Genomic DNA, 18,915 nt, shown 5'->3' with positions numbered 1-18,915 from the left:
ACCCACGACCCCGAGCCCACCCCGGACCCCGAGCCCGAGAGCACCCAGAACCCGCCGGCGATCAAGAACGGCAGCTTCGACTGGGACTGGACCTACGAGGCACCGCAGTGCGACGGGCTCGTGGTCGCCTACCCGAGCAACATCCCCTCGGGCCAGGCCAACGACGTCAACATCCGCCTGGAGACCGACCAGGGCCAGGTCACGCTGAACTACCACCTCGACCAGGGCACCTGGTCCGGCACGACCGCCTTCGTCTACAGCCAGCACCGCCTGTGGCCGGCCGGCGTCAGCGAGTACACCGTCACGTGGACCCAGGTCGGCGGCAGCAACTACCACTGGCAGGGCGCTGTGGAGTGCGCACTCGGTGAGGTCTCGCCCGAGACCGGCACCCGCAACGGGTACGCCGTCGTCCGCACCCCCGGCACCGAGACCGGCACCGACGCCCCCGAGGTGGTCGAGGGCTACCGCACCGGCCGCACCAAGGTCTCCAAGGGCCAGCGCGTCGGCAGCGACATCGTCGTCGTCCGCGGCCTCGAGGACGGCACCGTGGAGCTGCAGACGAAGGCCAAGCGCGGCTGGAAGAGCATCCGCACCGTCACCGCGAAGGACGGCAACGCCGTCGTGACCTACCCCAAGCAGCGCAAGAAGGGGACCTTCAGCTACCGCCTCGCAGCCGGCGACTACGTCAGCGACGTGCTGACCGTCAAGGTCCGCTGAGCGAGGCGGCACCAGACGCACCTCTGGGGAGGGAGTGCGGCAGAGCGGGCCCCGGTCGACCGATGTCGGCCGGGGCTCGTTCGCGTCCCGCCACCACGCCGCTGGACGGGAGGTGCCTCAGAGGTAGAGACCGGTGGCGTCGTCGCCCACCCGGTCCGCGGCGACGGCATGGACGTCGCGCTCGCGCATGACGACGTACAGCTCGCCGTGCACCTCGACCTCGGACTTGTCGTCGGGCTCGAAGAGCACGCGGTCGTCCTTCTGCACCGCACGCGCGTGCGGCCCGACGGCCACCACGCGCGCCCAGGCCAGGCGGCGGCCACCCATGGCGGCGGTGGCGGGGATGACGATGCCCCCGGTGGAGCGGCGCTCGCCCGCCTCCTTGTCGACCTCGACGAGCACGCGGTCGTGCAGCATCTTGATCGGGGTCTTGTCGGCCATCTGCGACCCGACCCGGCTCAGCTGGTGATCTTGCGGACCAGCACGAAGGCGGCCACGACGCCGGCGACGACGCCGACGGACTTCAAGATATTGTCGGTGCGCGGAGCCCCGGTCTCGACGTCGACGTAGTGGGCCTTGATGGTCCACACCTCGCGGCCGACGATCGTCTTGGGGCTAGCGCGGTGCAGGAGCTGGTCGATGGTCCCCGCCAAGCGCTCGCGGGTCTCCTCGATCTCGCGCTCGAGGGCGGTGGGGTCGGCAGTCACGGCGTTCACGCTACCAATGCCGCTCCCCCGGGTGCCGTCACCCCGTCGGTGACCGGACCGGACACCGTCCGTGCTCCGGGGTGAGGTGCCCTGCGCCCCACCCGTCCGGGCTGGCTAGTGTCGACGCACCGCGACCCCGAGGAGGAGCACCCACCGTGAGCGAGACCCCGCGCCTGTCCCCCGGCGACACCGCCCCCGACTTCACCCTCACCGACGACACCGGCGCCGAGGTGAGCCTGTCGGGCCTGCGTGGCCGCAAGGTGATCGTCTACTTCTACCCCGCCGCCATGACCCCCGGCTGCACCAAGCAGGCCTGCGACTTCACCGAGTCGCTGGAGTCGCTGCGCGGCGCCGGCTACGAGGTGCTCGGCATCTCCCCCGACAAGCCCGAGAAGCTCGGGAGGTTCCGCGAGAAGGAGTCGCTGGGCATCACCCTGCTCTCCGACCCCGACAAGTCGGTCATGACCGCCTACGGCGCGTTCGGTGAGAAGAAGCTCTACGGCAAGATCGTCCAGGGCGTCATCCGCTCCACCTTCGTCGTCGACGAGCAGGGCGCGGTCGAGCTGGCGCAGTACAACGTCAAGGCGACCGGGCACGTCGCCAAGCTGCGGCGAGACCTGGGACTCGACGCCTGAGGTTCCTCGCCGCCGACCGGTGGTCGAGCAGCGAGCGCCAGCGAGCGGGCGTCGAGACCCCCGGGCCGGGGCCCGCTCAGTCGGTCGCGAGCCGGGCGTGCAGGTGCTCGTCGTGCCGCCTGCCGTCGGCGTACCGGTAGGACTGACGCAGCGTCCCCTCCAGCAGGAACCCCGCCTTGCGCGCGACCCCGCACGAAGCGGGGTTCTCCACCGCGTGGAACAGGTGCAGCCGGTCCAGGCCGAGCTCGTCGAAGGCGTGCGCCGCCGCGGCCCGCACCGCGCTCGAGGCGACGCCCCGGCCGCGTCCCCAGGGGGCGACCCAGTAGCCGACCTCCGCGTCGCCCTGGTCGAGGTTGATCTTCCAGACCGACACCGAGCCGAGCACGTCGTCGTCGTGCGGCTGCGCGATCAGCCACGACGTGTGCGAGCCGGCCGACCAGTCGGCGCGCTCGGCGATCCACGCGAGCACCCCGTCGCGGTCCTGGGGTCCGGGATTCCACAGCTGCGTACCCGAGTCGACGAACGCCTCCAGCAGCCGGTCCGCGTCTCTCTCCCGCGGCGCACGCAGCAGCACGCCCTCTCCCCGGACCTCCACGGGGGCCGACGGCACGCTCATGTGCCGACGGTACTGTGCCATAGGTCTCTGTGTCGGTGGAGATCTCTAGCCTCTCGGCATGGCCAGAGGCGAGAAATACACCCGCGAGCTCCTGAGCGAGGCCGTCGCTGCCAGCACATCCGTAGCAGGGGTGTTGCGGTATCTCGGGCTCAACCAGGCGGGCGGGACCCACGCCCACATCAGCCGACGGATCAAGCGATTCGAGCTGGACACGTCCCACTTCGTGCGGTTCCGGAACGGCTCGCACCGAAGGCGCCTCACACCCGAGCAGTTACTGGTCCGGCGGGAGCGAGGCTCGCCGCGGGCCAAGCCACCACTTCTCAAGCGTGCTCTACTGGAGACCGGCCGACCCTACGAATGCGCACTGTGCGGCATCGATGGCACCTGGCAGGGCCAGCCGCTGGGGCTGGAGATCGACCACATCGACGGCGACTTCCACAACAACGAACGTGCCAACCTCCGCTTCCTGTGCCCGAACTGCCATGCACAGACCCCGAACTGGTGCGGGCGCAGCAAGGGAAAGTACTCACAGGTGGCCGACACACAGAACCCCGGGGGCGCTGCCTAGACTGCCTCCGCCAGCCGGAGTGGTGGAACAGGCAGACACGCAGCACTTAGGATGCTGTGCCCCAGGGCGTGCGGGTTCGACTCCCGCCTTCGGCACTCCCGGGACGTCATACGTCCCGCAGGAGCGGACGTCCCGTCCGTATGACGTCCCACGGCCGCGGGGCTCAGGCGTCGTCCTCCTCCCGCAGCCGCGGGGTGCCCGCGAGCTCGGGACGGATGCCGGTCTTGTCGGCGTAGAACGCGCGGATGCGGTCCATGTCGGTGCGCACGTCACCGGTGAGCGGGAAAGTCGGGCCCCAGCCGACGGTGCGCGAGGGGCCGTCGAGGAAGGCCAGCGTGATCGGCAGGCCGGTCTGCTGGGAGATGCGGTAGAAGCCGGACTTCCAGTGGTCGACCTTGCTGCGGGTGCCCTCGGCGGCGATGCCGAGCAGGAAGGTCTCGTCGGTCTCGGCGTCGGCGATCAGCTGCCGGATCGTGGCGCCGGGGTTCTTCCGGTCCAGCGGGACGGCGCCGGTCCTGAGCAGGATCCAGCCGATCGGTCCCTTGAAGAACTCCTTCTTCACCAGCAGCCGGATCGTCACCCCCGAGTCCCACGCCAGCAGCATGGTGAGCACCCAGTCCCAGTTGGAGGTGTGCGGGGCGCCGACCAGCACGCCCTTGCGCGGCACCTCACCGGTGGTGCGCCACCGCGAGAGCCGCAGCAGCACCTGGGCGACCAGCCAGCGCACCCGCGCCAGCGGGCTCACGAGCGGCCGCCCAGACGCTCGGCCAGCACAGGCCCGAGCTCGCGCAGTGCGTGGCCACGGTGGGAGATGGCGTCCTTGTCCTCGCGGGACAGCTCGGCGGTCGTGACGCCGGGTCGCTCGTCGGCCTCGAAGACCACGTCGTAGCCGAACCCGCCGTCGCCGCGGACCTCGCGGATCACCCGACCCGGCATCTGCCCGGTCACCACGACCTCGTGGTCGGGCCCGTCGCCGGTCACGAGGGCGACGGCACACGTGAAGTGGGCGGTACGCCGCTCGTCGGGCACGTCCTCGAGCTGCTCGAGCAGCAGCCGGTTGTTGCGGGCGTCATCCTTGGGCTTGCCCGACCAGCGGGCCGAGAGCACGCCCGGCATCCCGTTGAGCGCGTCCACGCAGAGACCCGAGTCGTCGGCCACCGAGGGCAGCCCGGTCTCGCGCCAGCCGGCGCGGGCCTTGAGCAGCGCGTTGCCGACGAAGTCGGGGGCGTCCTCGACGGGCTCGTCGTACGCCGTCACGTCGTCGAGCCCGAGCACCCGCACGCCCGGCGCGTGCTCGGCCAGGATGCGCTCCATCTCGGCGATCTTCTTGGCGTTGCGCGAGGCGAGGAAGACCTGGGTCTCGACAGGCTCGACCGGCGGGGTCGGCTCGACCGACGGGGACGGCTCGACCGACGGGGACGACGGAGGAGTCACCGGGCCAGCGCCTCCTGCTGGAGGCGGGTGAGGTCGGCGCAGCCCTTCTCGGCCAGGCCGAGCAGCGCGTCGAGCTCGGTGCGGGAGAACGCCGCGCCCTCGGCGGTGCCCTGCACCTCGACGAAGGAGCCGGTGCCGGTCATCACGACGTTCATGTCGGTCTCGGCACGGACGTCCTCGACGTAGGGCAGGTCCAGGCGCGGGACACCGTCGATGATGCCGACGGAGACGGCCGCGACCGAGCCGGTCAGGGTCTGCATGCGGTCCAGCGAGGCGCAGGCGTCGGCCAGGGCGACGTAGGCGCCGGTGATCGCGGCGGTGCGGGTGCCGCCGTCGGCCTGGAGCACGTCGCAGTCGAGCTGGATGGTGTTCTCCCCCATGGCCTCGTAGTCGATGACCGCGCGCAGCGAGCGGCCGATGAGGCGGCTGATCTCGTGGGTGCGGCCACCGATGCGCCCCTTGACCGACTCGCGGTCCGAGCGGGTGTGGGTGGAGCCGGGGAGCATGGCGTACTCCGCCGTCACCCAGCCCAGGCCCGAGCCCTTGCGCCAGCGCGGCACGCCCTCGGAAGCCGACGCGACGCACAGCACCTTGGTCCTGCCGAACTCCACCAGCACCGAGCCGGCGGCGTGGTCGAGCCACCCGCGGGTGATCGTGATCGGTCGGAGCTCGTCGTCGGCGCGGCCGTCCTCGCGGGGAGTCGTCATGCCCGGCAGGCTACTGGCCCGCCCCGACGTGCACGCCCACGGGCTCGAGCCCGCCCGCGCCGCCACCGTCACGCGCACCGCGGGCCTCGGTCCACGCCAGCCGCACCGCCCACGGCCCCAGGTCCCGTGCCCTGCGCCCCACCCAGGGCGCGCCCTCGGCGACCATCCAGCGCACGTCGGTGCGCCACGAGCTGGTCACCCCGCCCTCGGGCACGACGGAGACCGGCTCGAAGTCGAAGCCCTCCGCCGCGAGCAGGTCGGCGAAGTGCCGGGCGAAGAGCCGGTGCCCCAGCTCGGAGGGGTGCAGCCGGTCCACGGACCAGAACGAGCGGTCCAGGACCTCCGGGAAGGTCGCGAGGTCGACCCGCAGCCCGCCGTACGTCGCGTGCATCTCGTCGTAGATCTCGTTGACCGCCTCGATGCGGGCCGCCAGCGGTCGCCGCAGCACGCCCGGCAGCCCGAAGACCCTGCCGTGGTCGTGGAAGCGGGCGGTCAGCAGCAGCGCGCCGGTGCCGTGGAGGGCCTCGGCGGCGCCCATCAGGTCCGCGCGGATCCGTGCGACGTCCCAGGTCGAGCGCATCGTGTCGTTGACACCGACGACGAGGGAGGCGACGTCGGGTCGGTGCGCCACGGCGTCGGCGAGCTGGCCCTCGACCACGCAGCGCGACGTGGCGCCGGAGACCGCGAGGTTGCAGAAGCTGACGTCGTACGCCGAGGCGAGCGAGCCGGACAGGAGCCGGGCCCAGCCGCGCCACCCCGAGGGGGACACGTGGTCGGGCACCGGGTCACCGATGCCGAAGGTCGTGCTGTCACCGAGCGAAGCGATCCGCAGGTAGCGCGCCACGACCCCAGGCTCCCGTGGCCGGGAACGCTGGGGTCGTGGGTGGCTGTCGTGTCGGCGACCCTCTGGTGAAGAGTTCCTCGCAGCGGCGCCGGCCTGCTACTTCGGCTCAGCGCGCAGCAGCCGCCACAGGCCGACGGCGAAGGGCACCACCAGCCAGATGAAGCCGGAGACCAGCAGCTGGCCCAGCTCCTCGCCGGTCGGGACCGCATCGCCCTCGAACAGCGAGGCCTGGGCGGTGTTGAACTCGATCCAAGGGGCCAGGTCGGCGAACCACTCCTGGAAGGCACCGAGGATGCCGACGGCGATCGGCAGCACCAGCGTGTAGATGAAGTAGGCCACGATCGCGGCGGGGCTGTTCATCAGCAGCATGCCGATGGCGAAGCCGAGGACGATCCCGATCAGGTTGGCCACGATGACGCCGTTGACGAGCGTGCCGGTCTCGACGTCCCAGGCGCCGCCGGCGATCACGTTGCCCAGCGCACCGATCGCGAAGGCCAGCACGATGAGCCCCAGGCCGAGCAGAAGGCCGGCGCAGAACTTCGCCCCCACCACGCGGGCGCGGTGCGGCTCCAGGGTGAAGGTGACCAGGCCGGTGCGCTGGCTCCACTCGCTGGTGACCATGAGGATCAGCAGGATCGGCAGGAAGTAGCCGAGCGTGGCACCGGAGACGCTGAGGAAGAAGCCGAGGTCCTGAGCGGCGTCGGGTGCGGCGAACGCCGTGATGAGGACGATCGCCAGGCACAGCGCCACGATCGACCCGGCGAACCAGCGGCCGGCCCGGGTGTCGAGGGACTTGCGGACCTCGACCCGGACCAGGCGCCCGAAGGGCACCCGCGGGGTCGAGGAGATGTCCAGGGCGCCCGACGGGGCGGCGGGCTGGACGGGCGGGGTGGTGGTGCTCATGCGGCGCCTCCCTGGGCGGTCGCGGCGGCCGGGTGGCCCTCGCGCTGGGTGTCGGCGGTGAGTTCGAGGAAGAGGTCCTCCAGCCCGGCGGCGCCGGAGCGGAGGTCGGTGAGGACGACGCCGGCCGCCAGCGCGGCGCGGCCGACCTCGGCGGTCTCGCAGTCGACCCTCAGGCCCTCGCCGGCGGGCGAGGCGGAGTGACCAGCCGCGGTGAGCGCGCGGGCGAGGGCGTCGTTGTCCAGCGAGGTGACCAGCGAGGAGGCCGCCTGTCCGGACAGCAGCGTCTTCTTGTCGCCCTGGGCGACGATCCGTCCACGGCCGATGAGGATCATCTCGTCGGCGATCTGCTCGACCTCGTGCAGCAGGTGGCTGGACAGCAGCACCGTCCCGCCCCTGTCGGCGTAGCCCTTCAGCAGCCCGCGCATCCAACGGATGCCGGCGGGGTCGAGGCCGTTGGCCGGCTCGTCGAGGATGAGCACCGACGGGTCGCCGAGCAGCGCGTGCGCCACCCCGAGCCGCTGCCGCATGCCCAGGGAGTAGTTGCGCACCCGGCGCTTGGCCTCGGCCGGGGTCAGCGACACCATCTCCAGGATCTCGTCGACGCGGGAGTCCGGCAGGCCCATGGTGCGGGCACCGATGGTGAGCACCTCGCGGCCGGTGCGGCCGGCGTGCTGGGCCGAGGCATCGAGCAGGACGCCCACGTGGCGGCCGGGGTTGGGGATGTCCTGGTAGGCGTGCCCGCCGATGGTGACGCGGCCCTGGGTGGGCGGGGTGAGCCCGACCATGATCCGCATGGTGGTGGTCTTGCCGGCGCCGTTGGGCCCCAGGAAGCCGGTGACCCGGCCGGGCTGCGCGACGAAGCTGACGTCGTCGACCGCGCGGAACCCTCCGTAGGTCTTGGTAAGTCCTTCGACTGTGATCATGGGTCTCACCCTGCCGTACGCCGGCGACGTCAGCATCCCGGAACCCGGATCGACACGGTCACGACCCGGTGAACTCTTCGATGGACGCTTCACACGTCGTAGACCGTGCCCGCGCTCGCGAGCTCCAGCGGCCCGTCGTAGACGGCCTTCGCCTCGGCCAGCGCGTCGAACGGGTCGTGCCACGGCGGCACGTGCGTCAGCACCACCCGCGACGCGCCCGCGCGGGTCGCGGTCTCCCCCACCTCCGCACCGGTCAGGTGGAGCGACGGCGGGTTGTCGGCCGTGCTGACGAACGACGCCTCGGCCAGGAGAAGGTCGGCCTCCTGCGCGACCGCGTCGAACCCCTCGCACGGGCCGGTGTCGCCGCTGTAGGCCAGCACCCGGTCGCCGACCTGCACGCGGAAGGCGTAGGCCTCGACCGGGTGGTCGACGGCGTACGGCGTCACCGAGAACGGCCCGACCTCGACCGGGTCCTCCTCGGGGCGCAGCCGGCGGAACACGAACTCCTCGCGCATGCCCGGCTTCTTGGGCAGGTCGTAGGCCCGCGCGAGGCGCCGCGCCGTGCGCCGTGGCCCCCACACCGGCAGCGGCTCCTGCTCGCCGGAGGGGTGGTACTTGCGCAGCACGTAGTAGCTGGTCATGTCGATGCAGTGGTCGGCGTGCAGGTGGGAGAGGAACACCGCGTCGATGTCGAGCGGGTCGACGTAGCGGTGCAGCGCTCCCAGCGCCCCGTTGCCGAGGTCCATCAGGATGTTCCAGGTGCGGCCCTCGTGCTCGGCCTGCACCAGGTAGCACGACGCGGGCGAGTCCGGGCCCGGGTAGGACCCGCTGCACCCCACGATCGTCAGCTGCATGCTCATCCCAGCCCTCCTGCCACCAGGCCTCCCGCGAACTGGCTGGCCGCGATCATCTCCGGGCCGAGGAACCGGCGCCCGATAGACTCGAACTCCTGCGGCGCGCCGGTGGTGAGGAAGGTGTACGACGGGTCGCCGCCCTCGCGCATCAGGTCGGTCGTCGCCAGCATCTTGTAGACGTCCTTGGCGCACTCCTCGGCCGAGGAGACCAGCGTGACGCCGTCGCCCATGACGTAGGAGATGACACCGGTGAGCAGGGGGTAGTGGGTGCACCCGAGCACCAGGGTGTCGACGCCGGCCTCGACCAGCGGGTCGAGGTACTCGTGGGCGGCCTCGAGCAGCTCGTCGCCGCCGGTCACCCCCGCCTCGACGAACTCCACGAAGCGCGGGCAGACCTGCGTCTGCAACGTGAGGTGGGGCGCGGCGGCGAACGCGTCGTCGTAGGCCATCGACTCGGCCGTGGCGCGGGTGCAGATGACGCCGATCCGGCCGTTGCGAGTGGCCTGCACCGCGCGCCGGGTCGCCGGGAAGATCACCTCGACCACGGGGACGTCGTAGCGCTCGCGGGCGTCGCGCAGCATCGCGGCCGAGGCGGAGTTGCAGGCGATCACCAGCGCCTTGACGCCCTGCTCGACGAGGTGGTCGAGGCACTCCAGGGCGTACTCCCGCACCTCGCCGATCGGCTTGGGCCCGTAGGGCTGGCGGGCGGTGTCGCCGACGTAGACGACCGACTCGTGCGGCAGCTGGTCGATCACCGAGCGCGCGACCGTGAGCCCGCCGAAACCGGAGTCGAAGATGCCCAGCGGGGCGTCCCTCGTCATCGAGCTCGTCACGAGCCTCACCCTAGTCCGCGGACCCGGGGTAGCGTCGCGGACGTGTCGCGACCCACGCGCCGGAGCGCCGCCCCGACCTTCCTGCTGGCACCCCTGCTGGCCCCTCTCCTGGTCACGCTGCTCGCGGTCGCCGTCCTGGCTCCACTCCCCGGCCCGGACGGCACGGCCATGGTCGCCTCGGCCGGTGCCCCGGGCGTCGAGCAGCGCCGGGCCGAGGAGCTGGACACGAAGCGGCGCGTCCTGGTCATCAGCGTCGACGGGCTGCGGTCCTCGGTGCTCAAGGAGCTCGACGCCTCCGAGATTCCGGCCTTCACCCGGCTGCGCCAGGAGGGCGCGGGCACGCTCGACGCGCGGACCGTCGTGGAGCAGACCGAGACCCTGCCCGACCACACCAGCATGATCACCGGCCGCCGCATCGACACCGACCACGGCGGGCACGGCGTCACCTGGAACACCGACGAGCCCGGCACCACCGTCCACCAGGCGGCCGGCGAGGACGTCGGCTCGGTCTTCGCCCGGGTCCACCGCGCCGGCGGCACCACGGCCCTGTTCACCGGCAAGTCGAAGTTCTCCCTCTTCGAGCGGTCCTGGCCGAAGGCGCTGGACCGCTACACCCTCGACGGCCGCGGCGCACGCCTGGTGCGCAAGGCGCGCAAGGACCTACGCCGCGAGACCCGCACCCTCACCTTCCTGCACCTGGCCGCCGCCGACCTGGCCGGCCACGCGCACGGGTGGGCCTCGAGCCAGTACGCCGACGCCGTACGCACCGTGGACGGCTGGCTCTCCGACGTGCTCGACACCGTGGCCGGCAAGCCGGTGCTGCGCAAGCACCTGACGATCGTGCTGACCTCCGACCACGGCGGCTCCGGCACGGGCCACGCCGACGCGACCGTGCGCGAGCACTACCGGGTGCCGTTCCTGACGTGGGGCGACGGAGTCGACGCGGAGGACCTCTACGCACTGAACCCGACGTACAGGAAGCCCCGCCGCAAGCGCCCCGGCTACGGCGCGGCCCGCCAGCCGGTGCGCAACGGCGACGTCGCCAACCTCGCGCTGAGCCTGCTGGGGCTGCGCGCGATCCCTGGCTCGACCATCGGCACCGACCAGGACCTGGTGCTCACCGCCGACGCCGACGGGTGACCCTCACGCATTCTTTACCGGGCTTGGCCGGCATCCTCCTGCGCGGATGACGCCTCGGGAGGACAGTGGAGGGCATGGGAACCCGGGAGGAACCCCAGGACCTCGTCACGGCACTCGGTGAGCTCGCTGACCTACGGTCCAGGGTCGACAACGCACAGCGCCTGGCGGAGATGGGCGACTACGACTGGCACATCGAGTCCGACACCAACACCTGGTCGGACCAGCTGTACCGGATCTACGGCTACGAGCCGGGCGCGATCCAGGCGTCGTACGACGTCTTCATGCAGCACATCCACCCCGACGACCGCGACATGGTCCGCGCGGTCCACCAGCAGGCCTACGCCAGCGGCGAGCCCTACGAGATGGTCGAGCGGATCGTGCGCCCCGACGGGGAGCTGCGCTACCTGGCCTCCAACGGGCAGGTGCTGACGGACGCCAACGGCACCCCGATCCGTTTCCGCGGCACCTGCATCGACATCACCGACCGGGTGCGCGCCGAGCAGGCCCACGAGGAGACCGCCGTCCGCCTGGCCGAGGAGCTGCAGGCACGCCGCCAGGCCGCCGAGCTCAACGACAACGTCGTCCAAGGACTCACCGCCGCGATGTACGCCGCTGAGCTGGGCGACCTGGAGCGCACCAAGGCCTACGTCGCCGAGACGCTCGCCAAGGCCTCCCGCATGCTCGACGACCTGGTGCTGGCCGGTGGCGACCCCGACCTGACCCGCCAGGACGCCGCCCGCCTGGGCGACCCCACCTGACCCGCCCCACCCCGCCGAACCGGCGCATCAACACGCCGGCTCGGCAGGACGGATGTGGGTCAGCGCAGGCGGGTGACGCCGATGCGGGCCTTGCGGATCTGCTTGCCGGTCCAGGCGAACCGCACCCACTTCTCCTGCGAGAACAGGCGCGTCTGGTCGGCGTGGAAGCGCGAGGTCGGGTCCTCGGACTGGCTGTAGGTCAGGATCGTCCGCGCGATCGGTGCACCCTTCTTGCGGAATGCGATCGCCTGGATGTGCGAGGAGCCGTAGGTGATCGGCTGGTACCTGTCGTCGTTCTCCTCGGGGAGGTACGACTTCAGGGCGTTGGCGTTGCCGGCGGAGTCGCCGAGCCCACCGCCCAGCGGGATCGCCGGCGCTCCACGGTCACCGGCCACCTGCAGCGAGCCCCACCGGGCGTCGAACGCGACGCCGGCGTCACGCACCTCGTCGATGGCGTCCTGCATCGCCTGGATGACCTGCGGGTCCGCGGTGTTGAGCCCGGCCGGGGTGTTGAACGGGTCGCTGGGGTCGAACGGGGTGGTCCAGATGGTGTTGATGCCGACCACAGGGAGCGCGGAGGGCAGCTTGGACACGAACGCCTCGAAGAGGTGCACACCCCGCGACCGCTTGTCCGAGCGGCCGTCCCAGGCCGCGAGCGCCTCGCAGGCCTCGGTCTCGCCGGTGGCCTCGCAGACGGCGTCGAGCGCGCCGCCCTCGCGCATCACCTCGGCGGCCATGACGCGGTTCTCGTGCTGGTGCCCGGCCAGGCTGCGCGGGGTCTCCTTCTTCCCCGCGGCGAGCCGGTCGGCGACGTACGCCGCGACCACGCGGGTGCGCATCGTGCGGGCGCAGTCCTCGCAGCCGATGATCGCGTCGTAGCCCTCGAGCCGGACCTCGTCGTTGGGGGTCCAGTAGGAGTCGTTGGCGTTCATCACCCAGTCGCGGGTGACGAGCGAGGGCAGGTTCTCCGGCCCGAGGATCCCGGGACGCGAGGCGTCCTCGTCGGCGCCCCAGGCGCACGAGCTGCCGGCGCGCGTGCCGTCGAGGCCGGGCAGGCCCGCCACCTCGTTCAGCACCCGCCCCACGACCGTCATGCAGGTGGCCGCCATCTCGTCGGTGACGTGCGGGACGACCGAGTGGTCGGCGTACAGCACCTGCCCCTTGCGGTCGGCGGCCGTCGTGTTGACCCACGGCATGCCGGCCGCGCGGTCCTGGCGGCGCAGCAGGTCCTCCACGTCCTCGGCCTTGCCCATCTCGAGGAACGTGTCGATGGTGCGCAGGTGCTCGGCGTTGGCGTCGCGGATCGCCCACAGGCTCGCGAGACCCCACGGCATCAGCAGGTCCGGGGCGTCGATGACGTAGCCCTCGGCGGTGCGGTAGACGTCCTCGGTGACCGTCTCGAGCTTCCCGTCCTGACCCTTCACCACCACCTCCACCTCGCGGTGGTCGAGCTCGGCCGGGCCGGTGTCGGTGAGGTACGTCGTCGGGCTGGCCGCGACCGGCGTGAGGTACTCGTACGGCGTGAACCGGTAGGCCGTCGAGACCGTGTGCGACCAGGCGACGTCGTCGTTGAAGCCGATGTTGACCGCGGGCGACCCGATCAGCGAGGCCCCGGCGACGTCGTACTTGCCCGGGATCGTCAGGTGCTGCTGGGTGAAGTGGTAGCGCCCGCGCCACGGGAAGTGCGGGTTGCCCAGGATCATCGCGCTGCCGGTGGAGGTGTTGTCGCTGCCGACGGCGGTGGCGTTGGACCCGAACGGACGCTCGGGGTCGCGACCGAGACCGGCGAGCAGGGCGTCGCGGTCGACGTCGGCGGCACGCACCGGGAGGTTGGGCAGACCGGGGTCGGTCGGGCTCGGGGGCGCGGCGTCGGCGATCTCGGCCATGAACACACCGGTGGAGGCCAGCAGGTTGGCCAGGTAGACGCCGTACCAGAGGTCGAGGGTGGTGACGTTCGGCTTGATGTAGCCCGCGCCCTTGCACGCGGGGTCGGTGACCTTGTTCTCCCGGACCCACCGGTTGATGCCGGCGACGTAGCCGTCGACCATCTGGCGCGCCTGCCGACCCGGTCCGCGCGTCCTGTCCTTCAGCAGGCCCTCGACGACCCTGCGGTCGTGGAGGTCGGTGACGACGGTGTCGACCTGCAGGTTGGTCGCGCGCAGTGTCACCTGGTCGTCGTAGACCTCGTCCGGCCCGAACCACCGCGACCGCTCACCGCGCCCGGTCACCAGGGTGTCGAACAGCGTGCACAGGCTCATCTCGGCAGCGGCGTACCCGCTGCCGTAGCCCAGGCCGACGAAGTCCTTGGCCTTGATGTGCGGGATGCCGTGCTCGGTCCAGGTGATGTCGGCGCGGTAGCGGTCGGCCTTCCGGGCTGCCTTGCGGGCTGCTGGTCGGTCGGTCGTGGGTACGTCGGGCGCCGAGGCGGCCGGAGCGCTGGTCGTCGGCGCGGCGCCGACGGCCGAGGAGGCGGCACCGGTGGGCACCGCCACCAGCAGAGCGCCGAGGCCGGTCGCGATGGCAGTTCCGAGGGTCGTGGAGAGTCGCACGGAGGGCCTAACGGCCGACTGTGACGGTGGTTACTCCCCGGTCACGACTTCGTGAGGAGGTGTCTCAGAGACCCTCAGACCCGGCCCTGCTCCGCGAGCGTCGGGAACGGGTTGAACGTGCAGCCGTCACGGCCCTTGGACTGCTGCATCATCACCGGCGCCGGCTTGCCGGCACCCGGGCAACCGGAGTGCCCCAGGCCGAGCCAGTGCCCGACCTCGTGGTTGACGACCATGTGGCGGTAGTCGCGCAGCGAGCGCCCGGCCGCGTTCCAGGCCGGCGACGCGTGGCGCCACCGGGTCTGGTTGATGACCACGAACCGCCCCACCCGGCACGACCACTGCGACGAGCACTGCGAGGAGAACGACGGCACCTGCTCCGCGGTCGCCAGCACCAGCGTGAACGACCCGCCCTTGGCCACCCGGCGGAAGGCGACTCCCCCGCCGCGCCAGCCGCGCGGGTCCTCGAATGTCTGCTGCGCCAGCCGTGCGAACTCCTTCACACTCGCGGTCACCGGGCCGCGCGTGGCGACGCTGTAGGTCACCGAGCGCTGCACGCCGACGCGGTGCATGACCTTGTCGGTGCGCTCGGATCGGGCGCGCTCACGGGTGTGCCCGGGGGCGGTCGCGACGACCTCGACGCGCAGCCGGTGGCCGACGTCGGCCACGCCGATGCGGTACGACGCCTCGCGTGCGCCCCGGATGCGCTCGCCGTCCCGCAGCCACCGGTAGCGCACCTTCGTCGGCTCGGTCCGCCACCGACCCGGCGTGGCCCGGACCGTGCGGGTGAACCGCTGCTCGCCGCGGACCTTCGGGTCGCCGCGCAGCACCAACCGGGCCCGCCGGACCTTGTCGGTCGGCTCGGAGAGGGCCGTCTGGGAGTTGCCGTCGGCGTCGGTGACCGTGACCTCGACCTGCAGCCGGTGCCGCAGGTCGTCGAGGTCGAGGGTGTAGGTCGCCTCGCGGGCACCGCGCACCGGCTCACCGTCGCGGAGCCACCGGTAGGTGTGGGTCAGCGGCTCGTCCGGCTCGTCGGTCTCCCACTCGCCGGTCGAGGCGGTGAGGGTCTCGCCGAAGGTGGTCTCGCCGGTCACGACGGGCGGAGCCGTCGAGGTCACCGGCTGGAGCGGGTCCTCGGCCCACGCGGGGGCCGCAGCGGTGGGGAGCGCGGCGAGCAGCAGGGCAGCTAGGCCCAGAGCTGTCCCTCGAGCCTGTCCTCGGCCTCGTCCACGGTGCCCTCGTAGGCCCCGGTCGAGAGGTACTTCCAGCCGCCGTCGCACACCACGAAGGCTATGTCAGCCGACTCGCCCGCCTTGACAGCCTTGGCGGCCTGTCCCATCGCGGCGTGCAGGATCGCGCCGGTGGAGACACCGGCGAAGATGCCCTCGAGCTCGAGCAGCTCGCGCACCCGCCGCACGGCGTCACGGGGACCGACCGAGAACCGCGAGTCGATCAGCGAGGCGTCGTACAGCTCGGGGACGAAGCCCTCGTCGAGGTTGCGCAGACCGTAGACCAGCTCGCCGTAGCGCGGCTCGGCCGCCACGATCCTGACCTCGGGCTTGGCGCGGCGGAAGTAGCGACTGACGCCCATGAGGGTGCCGGTGGTGCCCAGGCCGGCCACGAAGTGGGTGATCGAGGGCAGGTCCTCGAGCAGCTCGGGGCCGGTGCCCTCCTCGTGCGCGAGGGCGTTGGCGGCGTTGCCGTACTGGTAGAGCATCACCCAGTCGGGGTGCTCCTCGGAGACCCGCTTGGCGACGCGCACGGCCTCGTTGGAGCCGCCGGCCGCCGGGCTGGAGACGATCTCGGCACCCCACATGCGCAGCAGCTGACGGCGCTCCTCGGAGGTGTTCTCCGGCATCACGCACACGATGCGGTAGCCCTTGAGCTTGGCCGCCATCGCCAGCGAGATGCCGGTGTTGCCGGAGGTCGGCTCGAGGATCGTGCACCCCGGACGCAGGGTGCCGTCCTTCTCGGCCTCCTCGATCATCCGCAGCGCCGGCCGGTCCTTGATGGAGCCGGTCGGGTTGCGGTCCTCGAGCTTGGCCCACAGGCGGACGTCAGGGCTCGGCGAGAGCCGGGGAAGCCCCACGAGGGGCGTGCCGCCGACCGAGGCGAGCAGGTTGTCGTACCGCACGGGCGCTCAGAGGAAGGTGCTCAGCGCGCGCCACCGGCGACAGCCGGCAGCACGACGACCTGGTCGCCGTCGGAGAGCGGGGCCTCGAGGCCGCCCATGAAGCGGACGTCCTCGTCGTTGATGTAGATGTTGACGAAACGGCGCAGGTCGTCGGCGCCGTTCTTCTCCTCGACCAGACGGTCCTTGAGGCCGGGGTGCTTGGCCTCGAGGTCGTCGATCAGGGCACTCAGGCTGCCGCCCTCGCCGGACACGGCCTTCTCACCGCCGGTGTAGGTGCGCAGGATGGTGGGGATCCGGACCTCGATGGACATGCTGCTCCTCTTCTTCGCGATGCTCGTGGATCAGGCTCGTGGATCAGGCTCGTGGATCAGGCTCAGGGATCAGGCGAGCGTGGGGACGACGGTGACCTCTTCCTCGGTCACCTCGCCGTCGACGATCCGATAGGACCTGAACTCCACAGGGCCCTCGTTATTCCCGTGCTCCCTCGTCGAGACCAGCACGTAGTGCGCGCCCGGCTCGCTGGCCAGGGCGATGTCGGTGCGGCTCGGGTAGGCCTCGGTGGCCGTGTGCGAGTGGTAGATCACCACCGGCTCCTCGTCGCGGTCCCACATCTGCTTGTACAGCTCGAGCAGCTCGGTGGAGTCGAACTCGTAGAACGTCGGGCTGCCGGCGGCGTTGACCATCTCCACGTGCCGCTCGGGACGGTCGCTGCCCTCGGCGCCCGCCACGATGCCGCAGCACTCGTCGGGGTGGTCCCGCTTGGCGTGCGCGATGATCGCGTCGTACGTCGCCTGGTCGATGGTCAGCATGCCCGCCAGACTAGGGCGCGGGGCGCTCGGACCCCATATCCGCCCGGGGACCGGACCGGGTCGGCTGCGGCGTACCTCATGGTGCTGGGCGTCGTCGGAGCACCTCGTCCGGCCGCCCGCGCGCGTGATCAGCTGAGCGCGCCGACCAGGGTCTCCTGCAGCCAGCCGACCCACTCGTAGATGTCGTGGGCCTGGGCGCGCGGGTCGTCGTCGGGCAGGGAGTACCAGTACTCCTCGTCGCCGTCCTCGACGCCGAGGCGGGTCGCCAGCGCGAGCCGGATGTCGGTGAAGGAGCGCATCCAGGTCTGCGCTGTGGGCTCGTCCATCTCGACGTCGATGGTCAGGCCGTCCTCGCGCAGCTCGTCGGGCAGGCCGGCGTCCTCGAGGGTGTCGATGATGGTGCCCGCGGCCTTCGCCTTGCCCTCGCGCAGCGTGCCCTCGGTGAAGCGACGGAACTCCGCGGCCGCCTCCTCGTCGTCGGCGTACGCCGTCGGGAAGAGCCGCGCGAGCACGGGGTCCTCCGGCGCGGTGGTCGGGCCGGAGAAGTCCATCAGCGCCTCGAGCGGGTCGCGGTCGTCGGGCACGGCCGCCTCGTGGTGGAGCAGCTCGACGATCTGGGAGGCCAGCGAGCGCAGCAGATCGGCCTCGAACCCGGAGAACGTGGCGATGACCGCGCCGCTGCGGCGGTGGCGGGTGAAGGCTCCCACTACACGGCCCTCATGGCTGGTCCTCGCGCTGCATGGTGGCCCAGAGGCCGTACTCGTGCATCGCCTGCACGTCGCGCTCCATCTCCTCGCGCGAGCCCGAGGAGACCACCGAGCGGCCGTCCTCGTGGACCTCCATCATCAGCTTCTCGGCCTTGCGCTTGTCGTAGCCGAAGTAGGTGCGGAAGACGTAGGTGACGTAGGACATCAGGTTGACCGGGTCGTTCCAGACGATCGTGACCCACGGGGTCGCGGGCCTCACGATCTCGTCGGTGTCGAAGGTCGGCTCGACCTCGACGGGGCTGGGCGCGGTCACGCCACCCATGCTTCCACACACCCACGTGCGGCCTAGGGTCCTAGGGGTGAGCGACGCCCTCGGACCGTCCACGGCCCTGCTGACCGACCACTACGAGCTGACGATGCTGCAGGCCGCCCTCGCCTCGGGGACCGCCGAGCGGCGCTGCGTCTTCGAGCTGTTCGGACGGCGGCTGCCCGAGGGCCGGCGCTACGGCGTGGTGGCGGGGGTCGGCCGCGCGCTCGACGCGCTGGAGCGCTTCCGCTTCGACGAGCCGACGCTGGCCGTGCTGGCCGAGGTGGTGGACGGCGCGACGCTGGAGCGGCTGGCGCGGTGGCGCTTCACCGGCGACGTGTGGGGGTACGCCGAGGGCGAGGCCTACTTCCCGGGCTCACCGCTCCTGGTGGTGGAGGCGCCGTTCGCCGAGGCGGTGCTGCTGGAGACGTTGCTGCTCTCGATCTACAACCACGACTCGGCGATCGCCTCGGCCGCCTCGCGGATGACGCGGGCCGCCGGGGACCGGGCCTGCATCGAGATGGGGTCGCGGCGCACGCACGAGGAGGCCGCGGTCGCGGCCGCGCGGGCGGCGTACGTCGCAGGGTTCGCGGGGTCCTCCAACCTCGCCGCCCGGCAGCGTCACGGGGTGCCGACGACCGGCACGTCGGCGCACGCGTTCACGCTGCTCCACGACTCCGAGGCGGACGCGTTCCGCGCCCAGGTGCGGTCGCTGGGGGCGGGGACGACGCTGCTGGTGGACACCTACGACGTGGCCGAGGCCGTGCGCCTGG

The 18,915-nt window shown here is 71.8% G+C and carries 23 protein-coding genes, 1 tRNA gene and 1 pseudogene; 7 read left to right on the top strand and 18 right to left on the bottom strand.

The features are described 5' to 3' along the window. Window positions 1-717: hypothetical protein (locus tag A6R01_RS09675; protein WP_292605290.1), on the top strand; the 717-nt coding region annotated here is incomplete at its 5' end. Between the two features lie 117 nt (window positions 718-834). Here the strand turns inward: A6R01_RS09675 and A6R01_RS09670 are convergent. Together A6R01_RS09670 and A6R01_RS09665 are read right to left on the bottom strand one after the other, a co-directional pair. Beyond that, window positions 835-1,158, bottom strand: coding sequence for a co-chaperone GroES (locus A6R01_RS09670; RefSeq protein WP_292605288.1), 324 nt, complete (start codon window positions 1,156-1,158; stop codon window positions 835-837). Between the two features lie 17 nt (window positions 1,159-1,175). After that, window positions 1,176-1,424 carry a DUF3618 domain-containing protein gene (locus A6R01_RS09665; protein WP_292605286.1) on the bottom strand — a complete coding sequence of 83 codons (249 nt, stop codon included), beginning with the start codon at window positions 1,422-1,424 and terminating at the stop codon, window positions 1,176-1,178. Between the two features lie 155 nt (window positions 1,425-1,579). Here A6R01_RS09665 and bcp point away from each other — a divergent pair, with 155 nt between their 5' ends. Continuing rightward, on the top strand, window positions 1,580-2,059 hold the full coding sequence (bcp, locus tag A6R01_RS09660) for a thioredoxin-dependent thiol peroxidase (protein ID WP_292605284.1): 480 nt from the start codon (window positions 1,580-1,582) through the stop codon (window positions 2,057-2,059). Between the two features lie 76 nt (window positions 2,060-2,135). Here the strand turns inward: bcp and A6R01_RS09655 are convergent, their stop codons facing one another. Beyond that, a complete protein-coding gene (locus tag A6R01_RS09655) occupies window positions 2,136-2,675 on the bottom strand; it encodes a GNAT family protein (RefSeq protein ID WP_292605282.1) in 540 nt (179 codons plus the stop codon). 58 nt (window positions 2,676-2,733) lie between these two features. On the opposite strand from A6R01_RS09655, the gene A6R01_RS09650 reads away from it, so the two are divergent. Together A6R01_RS09650 and A6R01_RS09645 are read left to right on the top strand one after the other, a co-directional pair. Next, window positions 2,734-3,243, top strand: coding sequence for an HNH endonuclease signature motif containing protein (locus tag A6R01_RS09650; protein ID WP_292605280.1), 510 nt, complete (start codon window positions 2,734-2,736; stop codon window positions 3,241-3,243). Window positions 3,244-3,256: 13 nt separating this feature from the next. Beyond that, window positions 3,257-3,338 (top strand) — tRNA-Leu (locus tag A6R01_RS09645). A gap of 68 nt (window positions 3,339-3,406) precedes the next feature. Here A6R01_RS09645 and A6R01_RS09640 read toward each other — a convergent pair. The 8 genes from A6R01_RS09640 to murI form a co-directional block, all read right to left on the bottom strand. After that, window positions 3,407-3,988, bottom strand: a complete 582-nt coding sequence (locus A6R01_RS09640) for a lysophospholipid acyltransferase family protein (RefSeq protein WP_292605278.1) — start codon at window positions 3,986-3,988, stop codon at window positions 3,407-3,409. After that, window positions 3,985-4,677 (bottom strand): non-canonical purine NTP pyrophosphatase, encoded by a 693-nt coding sequence (locus tag A6R01_RS09635; protein ID WP_292605275.1) that lies wholly within the window; start codon window positions 4,675-4,677, stop codon window positions 3,985-3,987. Before A6R01_RS09635 ends, A6R01_RS09640 begins: the two co-directional genes overlap by 4 nt. Further along, a complete protein-coding gene (gene rph / locus A6R01_RS09630; RefSeq protein WP_292605273.1) occupies window positions 4,674-5,384 on the bottom strand; it encodes a ribonuclease PH in 711 nt (236 codons plus the stop codon). Before rph ends, A6R01_RS09635 begins: the two co-directional genes overlap by 4 nt. Before the next feature lie 10 nt (window positions 5,385-5,394). Next, entirely contained in the window at window positions 5,395-6,228 is an 834-nt protein-coding gene (locus tag A6R01_RS09625; protein ID WP_292605271.1) for an SGNH/GDSL hydrolase family protein, read from the bottom strand. Between the two features lie 96 nt (window positions 6,229-6,324). Further along, window positions 6,325-7,131, bottom strand: a complete 807-nt coding sequence (locus tag A6R01_RS09620; protein WP_292605269.1) for an ABC transporter permease — start codon at window positions 7,129-7,131, stop codon at window positions 6,325-6,327. Continuing rightward, window positions 7,128-8,054: an ABC transporter ATP-binding protein gene (locus A6R01_RS09615; RefSeq protein ID WP_292605267.1), complete on the bottom strand. Its 927-nt coding sequence runs from the start codon at window positions 8,052-8,054 to the stop codon at window positions 7,128-7,130. Before A6R01_RS09615 ends, A6R01_RS09620 begins: the two co-directional genes overlap by 4 nt. A gap of 89 nt (window positions 8,055-8,143) precedes the next feature. Then, complete coding sequence (locus A6R01_RS09610) at window positions 8,144-8,914, bottom strand: MBL fold metallo-hydrolase (protein WP_292605265.1); 771 nt, start codon at window positions 8,912-8,914, stop codon at window positions 8,144-8,146. Continuing rightward, window positions 8,911-9,729: a glutamate racemase gene (murI, locus tag A6R01_RS09605; protein ID WP_292605292.1), complete on the bottom strand. Its 819-nt coding sequence runs from the start codon at window positions 9,727-9,729 to the stop codon at window positions 8,911-8,913. The genes A6R01_RS09610 and murI overlap by 4 nt, the downstream gene beginning before the upstream one ends. A gap of 54 nt (window positions 9,730-9,783) precedes the next feature. Between murI and A6R01_RS09600 the strand changes: the two genes are divergently transcribed. Both A6R01_RS09600 and A6R01_RS09595 read left to right on the top strand, forming a co-directional pair. Then, a complete protein-coding gene (locus A6R01_RS09600) occupies window positions 9,784-10,881 on the top strand; it encodes an alkaline phosphatase family protein (RefSeq protein WP_292605263.1) in 1,098 nt (365 codons plus the stop codon). A gap of 74 nt (window positions 10,882-10,955) precedes the next feature. After that, on the top strand, window positions 10,956-11,639 hold the full coding sequence (locus A6R01_RS09595; protein WP_292605261.1) for a PAS domain-containing protein: 684 nt from the start codon (window positions 10,956-10,958) through the stop codon (window positions 11,637-11,639). 59 nt (window positions 11,640-11,698) lie between these two features. Here the strand turns inward: A6R01_RS09595 and A6R01_RS09590 are convergent, their stop codons facing one another. The 7 genes from A6R01_RS09590 to clpS all read right to left on the bottom strand — a co-directional run bounded on the left by A6R01_RS09590 (window position 11,699) and on the right by clpS (window position 18,157). Then, window positions 11,699-14,188, bottom strand: coding sequence for a penicillin acylase family protein (locus tag A6R01_RS09590; protein WP_292605259.1), 2,490 nt, complete (start codon window positions 14,186-14,188; stop codon window positions 11,699-11,701). Between the two features lie 74 nt (window positions 14,189-14,262). Then, complete coding sequence (locus A6R01_RS09585; protein WP_292605257.1) at window positions 14,263-15,303, bottom strand: DUF3152 domain-containing protein; 1,041 nt, start codon at window positions 15,301-15,303, stop codon at window positions 14,263-14,265. Window positions 15,304-15,371: 68 nt separating this feature from the next. Further along, window positions 15,372-16,319: a PLP-dependent cysteine synthase family protein gene (locus A6R01_RS09580; protein ID WP_292605255.1), complete on the bottom strand. Its 948-nt coding sequence runs from the start codon at window positions 16,317-16,319 to the stop codon at window positions 15,372-15,374. 20 nt (window positions 16,320-16,339) lie between these two features. Further along, window positions 16,340-16,630, bottom strand: a complete 291-nt coding sequence (locus tag A6R01_RS09575) for a MoaD/ThiS family protein (RefSeq protein ID WP_292605253.1) — start codon at window positions 16,628-16,630, stop codon at window positions 16,340-16,342. Window positions 16,631-16,699: 69 nt separating this feature from the next. Beyond that, window positions 16,700-17,128 (bottom strand): M67 family metallopeptidase, encoded by a 429-nt coding sequence (locus A6R01_RS09570; RefSeq protein WP_292605251.1) that lies wholly within the window; start codon window positions 17,126-17,128, stop codon window positions 16,700-16,702. Between the two features lie 128 nt (window positions 17,129-17,256). Beyond that, window positions 17,257-17,835: a DUF2017 domain-containing protein gene (locus A6R01_RS09565; RefSeq protein WP_292605249.1), complete on the bottom strand. Its 579-nt coding sequence runs from the start codon at window positions 17,833-17,835 to the stop codon at window positions 17,257-17,259. 10 nt (window positions 17,836-17,845) lie between these two features. Further along, complete coding sequence (gene clpS / locus A6R01_RS09560) at window positions 17,846-18,157, bottom strand: ATP-dependent Clp protease adapter ClpS (protein ID WP_292605247.1); 312 nt, start codon at window positions 18,155-18,157, stop codon at window positions 17,846-17,848. Between the two features lie 94 nt (window positions 18,158-18,251). On the opposite strand from clpS, the pseudogene A6R01_RS09555 reads away from it, so the two are divergent. Then, window positions 18,252-18,915: pseudogene (locus A6R01_RS09555) on the top strand (nicotinate phosphoribosyltransferase); the annotation flags it as partial.

The sequence above is a fragment of the Nocardioides sp. REDSEA-S30_B4 genome, from assembly GCF_001627265.1.
Lineage (GTDB): Bacteria > Actinomycetota > Actinomycetes > Propionibacteriales > Nocardioidaceae > Nocardioides.
This window is presented reverse-complemented; position numbering and strand designations above follow the sequence as displayed.